At 67.3% G+C, this 9,468-nt stretch carries 6 protein-coding genes and 1 tRNA gene; 3 read left to right on the top strand and 4 right to left on the bottom strand.

Annotated elements, in window-relative coordinates:
- Positions 1–216: 216 nt before the first annotated feature.
- Both FXN61_RS43615 and FXN61_RS43610 read right to left on the bottom strand, forming a co-directional pair.
- Positions 217–1,854 (bottom strand): NPCBM/NEW2 domain-containing protein, encoded by a 1,638-nt coding sequence (locus FXN61_RS43615; RefSeq protein WP_167979702.1) that lies wholly within the window; start codon positions 1,852–1,854, stop codon positions 217–219.
- A 20-nt stretch (positions 1,855–1,874) separates the two neighbouring features.
- Positions 1,875–4,046: a glycosyl hydrolase family 95 catalytic domain-containing protein gene (locus tag FXN61_RS43610; RefSeq protein ID WP_246292950.1), complete on the bottom strand. Its 2,172-nt coding sequence runs from the start codon at positions 4,044–4,046 to the stop codon at positions 1,875–1,877.
- A gap of 355 nt (positions 4,047–4,401) precedes the next feature.
- On the opposite strand from FXN61_RS43610, the gene FXN61_RS43605 reads away from it, so the two are divergent.
- Positions 4,402–5,013: a TetR/AcrR family transcriptional regulator gene (locus FXN61_RS43605; protein WP_188136127.1), complete on the top strand. Its 612-nt coding sequence runs from the start codon at positions 4,402–4,404 to the stop codon at positions 5,011–5,013.
- Here FXN61_RS43605 and FXN61_RS43600 read toward each other — a convergent pair.
- Positions 5,010–5,231, bottom strand: coding sequence for a DUF3618 domain-containing protein (locus FXN61_RS43600; protein ID WP_167979700.1), 222 nt, complete (start codon positions 5,229–5,231; stop codon positions 5,010–5,012). The two genes, FXN61_RS43605 and FXN61_RS43600, sit on opposite strands and share 4 nt — an antisense overlap.
- A gap of 109 nt (positions 5,232–5,340) precedes the next feature.
- On the opposite strand from FXN61_RS43600, the gene FXN61_RS43595 reads away from it, so the two are divergent.
- Positions 5,341–5,414: transfer RNA gene (locus tag FXN61_RS43595), tRNA-Leu, on the top strand.
- Positions 5,415–5,515: 101 nt separating this feature from the next.
- Here the strand turns inward: FXN61_RS43595 and FXN61_RS43590 are convergent.
- A complete protein-coding gene (locus FXN61_RS43590; RefSeq protein ID WP_167979699.1) occupies positions 5,516–6,574 on the bottom strand; it encodes an ATP-binding protein in 1,059 nt (352 codons plus the stop codon).
- A gap of 242 nt (positions 6,575–6,816) precedes the next feature.
- Here FXN61_RS43590 and FXN61_RS43585 point away from each other — a divergent pair, with 242 nt between their 5' ends.
- Positions 6,817–9,309, top strand: a complete 2,493-nt coding sequence (locus tag FXN61_RS43585) for an NPCBM/NEW2 domain-containing protein (protein ID WP_223165847.1) — start codon at positions 6,817–6,819, stop codon at positions 9,307–9,309.
- The last annotated feature ends 159 nt before the right edge of the window (positions 9,310–9,468 follow it).

Genomic DNA, 9,468 nt, shown 5'->3' with positions numbered 1-9,468 from the left:
ACCCCGGCCGGATGGACATGCCCGCACCTGAGCGTCACCATTACCCGTTGCCGTTGCCGTTGCCGTTGCCGTTGCCGTTGCCGGGTCGGCGAGCGCCGGGCCGGGCGCCAGCGCGGCGCGGCCGCGAGGCATGCAGAAGGCAAGTGCTTTCATGTGTGGGATCCACAACGGCCTGTGAGCCGCCTTACACGCCTCACAGGCCGTCCTACAAGAACACTACGAACAGGTGATGCGCGGAGACGCCCAGTCACCATGGTCGGAATTGATGCCGTCACCGGCGTCGGTGATGACCAACCGCAGGCTTTCGGCTTCGGTCAGTGACGCGGTGAGTTTCTTCGCCGCATCAGTACCGGTCATCCGTCCGGAGTCCGCCACATTGGTGGAATCGGCGAACAACTGGAAGACGACCGAACCCCTGCCCGCGGCCACCTCGTCGTCGACACCGACGTCCACGGTGATCGAAGAGCACTTGCGGCCCAAGTAGAACTCGATGGCCGAGGTCGCGTGCGCACCAAAACCACGTGCGTGCGTCACACCGTTGATCGTCAGGGTCTTGCCGTCACCGGCCTTGTTGCCACCAACGGACTTGTCGATCTCCACCGGGCCCCAGCCGTTCGTGGACGACGAAGCTTCGAACGCGGACAGATCAGTCGTGCCCGCCGGCGGGGTCGGACGCGGGCCGTCCGACTTGGACACGCGGTAGATCACCGTGGCGAGCGATGGCACGGACGCCGAGATCGCGCCCGTCGTGGTTCGGGTCGACTTCGTCCACAGGTCCTTCAGCACGGCGGGCCCTGACATGCCGATCTCGGACAGCGAGGTCGAGATCGTCTGCGTGGAGCCGGACTTGTTGAACAGCGCCACGGCCTTGTCACCGTTGGCAAGCGGCTTCACGATCACGTCGACGCCGGTCTTGCCGGTCGTCCGGATCCGCTTGCCCTGCACGCCCAGCTTGTCCTGGTCGACCGCGATGACGTCCTTGTTGCCCAGGATGGTGTAGGTGTCGGCGTTGACCTTGCGCAGGTCCGAACCGATGAGCAGCGGTGCGGCCATGATCGCCCACAACGAGAAGTGGCTGCGGTACTGAACAGCGGACATCTTGCCGTTGCCGACTTCCAGCATGTCGGGGTCGTTCCAGTGCCCAGGACCGGCGTAGGAGTCCAGCACGACGTTCTTCTCGTAGATGTCCATCGTGCGCGGCCAGGTGTCGTTGATGTCACCGGTCGTGCGCCAGAGGTGACCGGTGTCCGACGCCCACTCCCACGGCTTGTTCTGGCCCCACTCGCACAACGAGAAGACGATCGGACGGCCCGTCTTCTTCAACGCGTCACGCATCTTGCGGTAGCGCTGTTTGGCGTCGACGCCCTGGTTGTTGCAGTTGTCGTACTTCAGGTAGTCGACGCCCCACGACGCGAACTGCTGGGCGTCGGACTCCTCGTGGCCGAGGCCGCCGGGGAAGCCGTTGTCCTTGTTGCAGGTCTTCGTGCCGGCACTTGTGTAGATGCCGAACTTCAGGCCTTTGGAGTGCACGTAGTCCGCGACAGCCTTGATGCCGTTGGGGAAACGAGTGCGGTTCGGGACGAGCTTGCCCTGAGCGTCACGGGTCTTCTCGGCCCAGCAGTCGTCGATGTTGACGTACTCGTAGCCCGCGTCCTTCAGGCCGCGGTTGACGAAGATGTCGGCGATGCCCTTGACCATCGCCTCGTTGAAGTCGGCCCGGCAGTGGGTGGCGTTCCAGTTGTTGAAGCCCATCGGCGGGGTCAGCGCCAGACCGTCCGGTAATGCCTCTGCGGCAGGGGCGACCAGGACCGCGCTGACCATTGTGGACAGCACAGCCAGGGTGAGTGTGCGCATGGTGCTTTCCTTTCCGAACATCACGCGGGAAGACCCCAGGGCTTGCCGGGGGTCGTGATGGCGACCGGCCTGACGGCCAGGTCGGGGCGGCGGCCCCTGGGATGCACCAGGACTTCCTGCCCGCGGCGCAACGGGATCTCGAACGTCCCGTCGCCGCGGTCGCGGTACCGGACCGGACGACCACCGGGCGTCACCACGGACACCGGGCCGGCGATGCCGTGCCTCAGCACCAACGGCTCGCCCGCGCGGCTGCGGACGAGCACGAACTGGGTCTTGCCGGCAGAACGGCGAGCCGTCACCGAGAAACCACCCTCACAGGAGTGGTCGGCGATGACGACGTCCGGCCACGCGGACGGCACGGCCGGGAACACCCGGACGACGCCGCCCCAGCTCTGGCAGACGAAGTCGTGGATCGTCTGCGCGCCGGACAGCGGGGTCTCCACGACCGGGCCCGCCTCGGTGTACATGGTGTTTTCGAGCACCGGGTAGCGCTTGGTCGTGTCGAACATCTTCACGAAGTACGCGTAGGCCTCGTCGCCGCGGAACATGCGCGCGGCGATCGAGCCGGACCCGGAGTAGCTGTAGCCGCGGTGCGCGGGCTCCAGCGACATCCAGTGGTGCAACGACTTCTCGATCAGCGCACGGTTCTCCTGCTGGTCCCAGTTCACCGTCATCAGCGGGAACGTCGCGAGCAGGTGCGAGAAGTGCCGGTGGGAGTTCACGAACGGAACACCTGCGCCGATCATGAACCCGTTCTCGTTCACCGGGTACGGGACGAGATCGCGCAGCACCTCGGCCCACTTCGGCTCCAGCGGATCCTTGATCTTGAGCAGGGCCGCAGAGTCGATCAGCGTCTGGCAGCCCCAGCGGATCAGCTGGAGGTCGTAGTTGCAGTCGGGCGCGTCGCCGTACTCCGGCGACGTGGTGACGTCGAGGTGCAGCTTGCCGTCGTTGCCCTTCTTCAGGAAGTGCAGGTAGTAGTTGATCGACCGGCGCAGCAGCGGGAACACGACGTCGGACAGGATGCGGACGTCCATGCTGTGCCGGTAGGACAGCCAGACGTTGTGCAGGGCCCACGTGAGGTTGCCGAGCTCCTTCACGCCGGTGCCGCCGGTGCCCGGCTCGTACAGCGTTCCGGCGTTCGACGTGGTGCGGTCGGTGCTGCGGCCGACGCCGGCGGAGTCGTGCCGGTACGGCTCCTTGACGTTGCGGACGAGCTGCTCCTGGTTGTCCTTGAGCGTCGAGGTGATCGAGTCGAGCTCCAGGTGGCCGGATCCGTGGATGAGCCAGTACTCCAGCTGCACGTTGAGGTTCCACCAGGCGGCCGCCCATGGCGTCTTCTCGAGCCACGGGCCGGTCGTCGCCATCACCGGACTGCCGGCGCGTGAACCGGACGCCACCTTGTAGAGCTGGATCCAGTAGAACGACTGCAGCCGCTGCTCGCCGAACGACAGGAAGCTCTTCTGGTAGAAGGCGTTCCACCACTTCCGATGCGTCCTGGTCAGCAGTCCGCCGAGCACCGCCGCCTCGCGCACCGCCTTCAGAACGATCTTGTCCGCGGCGGCTTCCGGGTAGGTGTGCGCGACCGACAGCAGCAGGCGCTGCATGCGGCCGGTCGTGATGAGACGGAAAGCGGTTGCCGTCTGACCGCCCGCGTTCAACGCCTGCGTCACCAGCGTCTCCCGCCCGTCCGTTTTCGTCACGGGGTCGGGATTGAGGACGTAGCCGTCCGGCAGCGGGTTGAAGTCCGCGCGCGGCGGGATCGCCTTGGACGGCACGAACTCCAGCACCGGCTTCTCGGTGCCGGTCGCGGTGACGTTCAGCGACAGCACCGAGCGTTCGGAGTGGATGTAGACGACGAACGAGATCACGCCGAGCGACGTGGTCACGGTTCCACGCAGCTCCGCGTTCCACAGGTCCAGACGCCAGTCGACCGCCGTGACGGTGCCCGCGGCGGTCATCTTCAGGTTGCCGACAGGAAGTCTGCACACGCCGAACTGGCTGCCGCCGGTGGTGCGGTGATCCTGCACGTCGGCGTGCTGCACGGTGAACCGGACGGTGTTGCCCTCCGCGTACACGACGCTGCCCAACCGGCCGTCACCGAGGAACGGAGCCTGCCCGTACTGGGTCGGAGGCTTCCGCCAAACGAGATCCTGCGCCCCGATGAACTCTTCCCAGTCACGTTCCGACATGCCGTCGCAGTCGAAGACATCCGAGGACCCGGTCTCTTTTCCGGTCGCTACCCCCGTCTGGGCGAACAGCACCGCCGCCGTGGTTCCGCCAATGAAACCCCTCCTACCAAAGACCATTTCCCGCTCCTCGCCCGCGCATGACGAATACTCACGTCCTGCTGCGCGGCGGTGCAGCCTGGTCCAGACAATCCGGAAAGGTAGGAGTTCTGGGTCACATCGCGCAAGAGCCAACTAACCGCAACACGAAGCAACAACCGGGTGCTGCTCACCCTGCAACATGGGCAAGACGCCTAGGATGTCCCGCCAAAGGGGCGGGGAGACACGCACGAGCCGTGCCCTTGTACGAGGAGGTGGCATGGCCGTGTCGACAACGGCGTTCAACGAGGGCAGGGTCCCCCAGCGGGGACGTCCTCGTGACGCCAGCAGGGACGACGCATTACGTCAGGCAGCGCTCGAGGTGATGGCCGAGGTCGGGTACCGGGCCCTCACCATGGACGCCGTGGCGGCTCGCGCGAGGGCGGGCAAAGCCACGATCTACCGGCGCTGGGAGTCGAAGCTCGATCTGGTGATCGACACGTGCACCCAGCTCGCCACGCAGAACCTCGCGGCACCGGACACCGGCTCTCTGGCCGGCGACCTGCGCGAGTTCCTCTCGTCGTTCGCCGCGTTCCTCTCAGGACCGATCGGCAAGGCCGCTCAGGCGCTCGTGGGCGAACTGCCGCACGAGCCGGAGCTGGCGGCGGCGTTCAGGGAGACGTTCCTGATCTCGCAGCGCGACGTGCTGCGCGGGATCCTGGACCGGGCAGCCGAACGGGGCGAGCTGCGCGCCGACGCCCCGCGCGGCATGGCCGTCGAGATCGCCGGCGCCGCGCTGATCTACCGGCTGATGCTCACCGGTGACCCGCTCGACGAGCCGTTCGTGGAGAAGGTCGTCGAGCAGGTGCTCCTACCGTTGGTGCACGTCTAGCGGAACAGCTTGCGGACCAGCGCGAAGCCGACCACCGCGCCTACCGCGATGAGCGTGTACTTGACCTTGGGCTGGCGCAGCACGTCGAGCACGGACGACTTGCCCTGCTCGACGAGCTTCTGCGGGCTGGCGCGCTCGCTCAGCTCGTCCAAGGTGGCGGCCAGCGCGGTGCGAGCCTGTTCGATCTCGCGCTGGATGGTGTCGGGATCGCGAGCCACATGTCCTCCTAGCAGCGGTTCTGCCGCCAACCGTAGTGGACGATCAGTCACGGAGGATTGAGCGACCCGAGAGAGCGAGTCCATGGAAGGCGGATAGGCTTCCACGTGAGGGGTCGTAGCCCAATTGGCAGAGGCACTGGGTTTAGGTCCCAGCCAGTGGGGGTTCGAGTCCCCCCGACCTCATTGATCAGCGCATTTGCGGTTGGTTCGCCGCGGGGGCTGGCCCGCGGCGAACCACCCCCAAGTTAGCCGCAGGAATCCCAGGTGGATCACCAGCGAGCGTCTCAGTTCACCTGCTCAGCGAGCCTCTCCCTGCCGTACAGCCGAACCGACTCGAGCTGCTCGAATCGCCCTGCCCCGGAGAACGTGAGCAGCGACTTCGCCACGAGCGCCGACAGCAGCGCCAGCACCCGGTCGGAGGGCAGGTCGCACGCCGCCACCGCGAGGTCGAGCCCGAAGTCGCCGGGGAACGACGAGAGGCACCGGAACACGTGCTGTTCGTCGGCGCTGAGGCGGCCGTAGCTCCACGCGATCGCGGCACGCAGGCTCTGGTGACGTTCGGCCGCGGTGCGGTTGCCGCGGTTGAGCAGCTCCAGCCGGTCGTCCAGACGCGCCAGCAGCTCCCTGACGGGCAGCACGGTCACCAGCCGTGCGGCGAGCTCTATGGCCAGCGGTAACCGGTCCAGGCGCATGCACAGCGCGGCCAGCACCTCCGGGTCGTCGAGCCGCAGGCCGAGCTGGTTCGCGCGGGCGCGGTCGGCGAACAGCTCCACGGCGCACGTGATCGGCAACGGCTGCACCGCGAACAGCGCCTCGCCCGGCACGCGCAGCGGTTCCCGGCTCGTGGCGATCACCCGCACTCCCGGACAGCCGAGCAGCAACGGTTCCAGCAGCGCCGCACACTCCCCGACGACGTGCTCGCAGTTGTCCATCACCAGCACCGTCGTTCGACCGGTCAGGGCGCGCACCAGGGTGCTCAGCACGGGCTCGCGGGTGACCTCGCCAATGCCGAGCGCCGTCGCACACGCCCGTGCCACGTTCGAAACCGACGCGAGCTCGACCCGTGCCACTCCGGCCTGGCCGCTGGTGAGCTCCTTCGCCAGTCTGGTCTTCCCGACCCCGGCAGGGCCGACGAGCGTGAGCAGCCGGGCGTCGCTCAACCCCTTGAGACGGCTCAACTCGTCATCACGGCCGATGAAACTGTCCAGTGCCGTGACCGGTTCGCTCACGCGCTGCCGATACGCGCGTTGACGGCAGGCGTTCGAGCAGTACCGCGCGTGTCTGCGCCGGGAGGTGGCGGTCGCGGCGCCGCAGGTCGCACACGTCCCCACCTGTTCGGCCATCGAACGCATCGTAGTCAAACGATTACAGAGGCGGAAAGGCCTTTCCAGCCATGTTGTGGACCAAAGGCGCTCCAACGCGTATACATCGGAGCTGTCGCCGCCGCGACCGACGTCTTGGAGGACTGGACATGCGGTTGTCTACCGTGCGATGGCGCGCGGCCGGATTACTCGCCGTCGCACTGACGGCAGGCGTCACAACCCCTGTAGCAGCAGCACAAACCGACGTTCGGCCGAATGCCGTGGTGACGCTGTCGAACGGCGTTCCGATGCTGTCCGTGACCCGTGGCGCCACCACCGTGCTGGAGGCGAGCCCTCTGGGCGTGGTGACGGAAAGAGCGGATCTTTCCACCGGCCTGCGCCTGACGGGCCGCACCGAACGGCGCGTGGTGGAGCACTACACCGCGTCGTCGGGAAAGCAACGGCAACGCACTGTGGTGCACAAGGAAGAGCGCTACTCGTTCGCCGGCGCGGCACGTCTGGATCTCGTCGTGCGGACCGCGCGTGACGGCGTCGCCTACCGGTACGAGCTGCCGGCCGGCCTGGGCAACGTGCTGCGTGAGACGTCGGCGTTCGTGGTCCCGTCTGCTTCGACGGCGTGGATCGCGAAGTACCGGCGTGACTACGAAAACCCGTTCGTGCAGACCAACGCGGCCACCGCGGAGACCGCCGAGTACCTGCACCCTGCGTTGTTCGAAACCAACGGCGTGTACTCGCTGCTCACCGAGTCCGCTGTGGACGGTCGCCACTCGGGTGCGCGGCTCGTGCACACCGCGGGCTCACCGTCGTACGCGATCAAGTACTGGGACGAGCAGGTGGTCGTGGACGGCCCGTGGCAGTCGCCGTGGCGCACCGCCGTCGTCGGCTCGCTGGCGGACGTCTCCACGTCGACCTTCGTGGACGACCTGGCGCCGCGCTCCCGCGTGCGCGACACGTCGTGGATCAAGCCGGGCAAGGTGTTCTGGAGCTGGCTCGCCGGTGGTCGCGAGGCCGGACAGAGCCTCGCGATGCAGAAGCAGTACGTGGACTACGCGGCCGCGCACGGCTGGCCGTACGCGCTGGTCGACGCGGGCTGGTACTTCGACCCGAACTGGGACTACGACCCGTCGTGGGAGAAGACCTCGTGGATTCCCGATCTGGTCGCGTATGCCGCGGCGCGTGGCGTGAAGATCCACCTCTGGATCCACTACGACGAGCTCGACACGCCGGAGGAGAGCGCGGCGCGGCTGGCGCTGTTCGAGCGGTGGGGCATCGCGGGCGTGAAGATCGACTTCATGGACTCCGACGGCCAGGACCGCAACCGCTGGTACGACCGGATTCTCCCCGAGACCGCTGCGCACAAGTTGCTGGTCAACTTCCACGGATCGACGATCCCGCACGGCATCCACCGCACGTGGCCGCACGTCATGACGATGGAAGCCGTGCACGGTGGTGAGAAGTCCTCAGGGCTCACCGGTTCGCACCTGACTGCTTTGCCGTTCACGCGCGGTGTCGTCGGCGGCATGGACTACACGCCGTTGGCTTGGCACCGTCCGTCGCGCACCACGTCCGACGCGCACGAACTGGCGTTGACCGTGATCTACGAGTCAGGTCTCGCGAACCTCGCCGGCCGTCCCGAGGACTACGCGGCGCGGCCCGTCGCGGAACGGTTCGTCGACCAGGTGCCCACCGCGTGGGACGAGACCCGGTTGTTGTCGGGCCGTCCCGCCGACCACTCGGTGTTCGCGCGGCGGTCAGGAGATCGGTGGTTCATCGGCGGCGGGTACTCCGGTGCCGCTCGCACCGTGTCCGTGCCGTTCGACCTGCCTTCCGGTCGCTGGCGGGTGGAGATCACCAGGGACGGTCCCGCCGGGCTCGTGCGCGAGGTGCGGAACGTGCGGGCCGGCGACGTGCTGACGCTGGACGTGGCGGCCAACGGTGGTTTCGCGGCCATCGCCTGCCGTGGTTCCTCGTGCGAGCGACCGGTTCGCGCGGTGCCTCCGACTTCGGTGTCGGCTTCTGCGCGTGGGTTCGCGGTGACCGGGTTGTTCCAGACTCGGGAAGACGTGCGGAACGTGACGCTGGCGCCACGGGTGCCGGCCGGGTGGTCGGTACAGGGCGCTCCGGTGAAGGCTCGGTCGGTGCGTCCGGGGCAGGCGTTGTCGGGCACGTGGACCGTGGTGCCGCCCGCTCAGCCTTCGTCGTACGGCTACTTCGACATCCCGGTCGTCGCGTCGTTCAACGGTGGCGTGGAGGCCGAGAAGACGGCACGGGTGCACCTCGTGAAGCCGCTCTCCGATTCCTGGTCGTACCTGAGCGATCGGCCGTGGGTTTCAGCGTCCGGCGGTGACGGCCCGGTCGAGAAGGACATCACCAACGGTGGCGCTTCGGCCGGTGACGGCAGGGGCATCGCGATTCGGCGGGTGACCTACGGCAAGGGTCTCGGTACGCACGCGTCGTCCGAGATCACTTACAAGCTGGACTCACGCTGCACCGCTTTCGCCGCTTCGGTCGGGGTGGACGACGAGGCCGGTCTCGACGTCGCACGGCAGCGCACCGGCGGCACGGTGTCGTTCCAGGTGCTCGGCGACGGTGTTGTGCTGTCGGATTCCGGGGTGCTCGGTGTGCGCACGCCTGTCCGCGACCTGGCCGTGGACGTGACCGGCGTGAGCACTCTCACCCTGCGCGTTCTCGATGGTGGCGACGGTGTCGTGAACGACCACGCTTCTTGGGCTGACGCGAGGATTCGCTGCTCGTAGTGGTTTCTCCCTGAGGTCGGGGTGGGGTTTCCCCCACCCCGACATTGCGGTTCACCCCAATGTCCTAATCAGTTCTGGGAGTGGCCATCCGGCACACTCCTGGTGGTGGCCGACCGGCGGGTGAGCACTCGTTTGTCCTGGACGTTGAGTCCTGCTGAG

It is taken from the genome of Lentzea indica, from assembly GCF_012184385.1.
Lineage (GTDB): Bacteria > Actinomycetota > Actinomycetes > Mycobacteriales > Pseudonocardiaceae > Lentzea > Lentzea indica.
This window is presented reverse-complemented; position numbering and strand designations above follow the sequence as displayed.

Coding starts and splice junctions, on each gene's coding strand:
- FXN61_RS43615 (WP_167979702.1), bottom strand. CDS start 1,854: ATGCGCACACTCACCCTGGCTGTGCTGTCCACAATGGTCAGCGCGGTC.
- FXN61_RS43610 (WP_246292950.1), bottom strand. CDS start 4,046: ATGTCGGAACGTGACTGGGAAGAGTTCATCGGGGCGCAGGATCTCGTT.
- FXN61_RS43605 (WP_188136127.1), top strand. CDS start 4,402: ATGGCCGTGTCGACAACGGCGTTCAACGAGGGCAGGGTCCCCCAGCGG.
- FXN61_RS43590 (WP_167979699.1), bottom strand. CDS start 6,574: ATGGCCGAACAGGTGGGGACGTGTGCGACCTGCGGCGCCGCGACCGCC.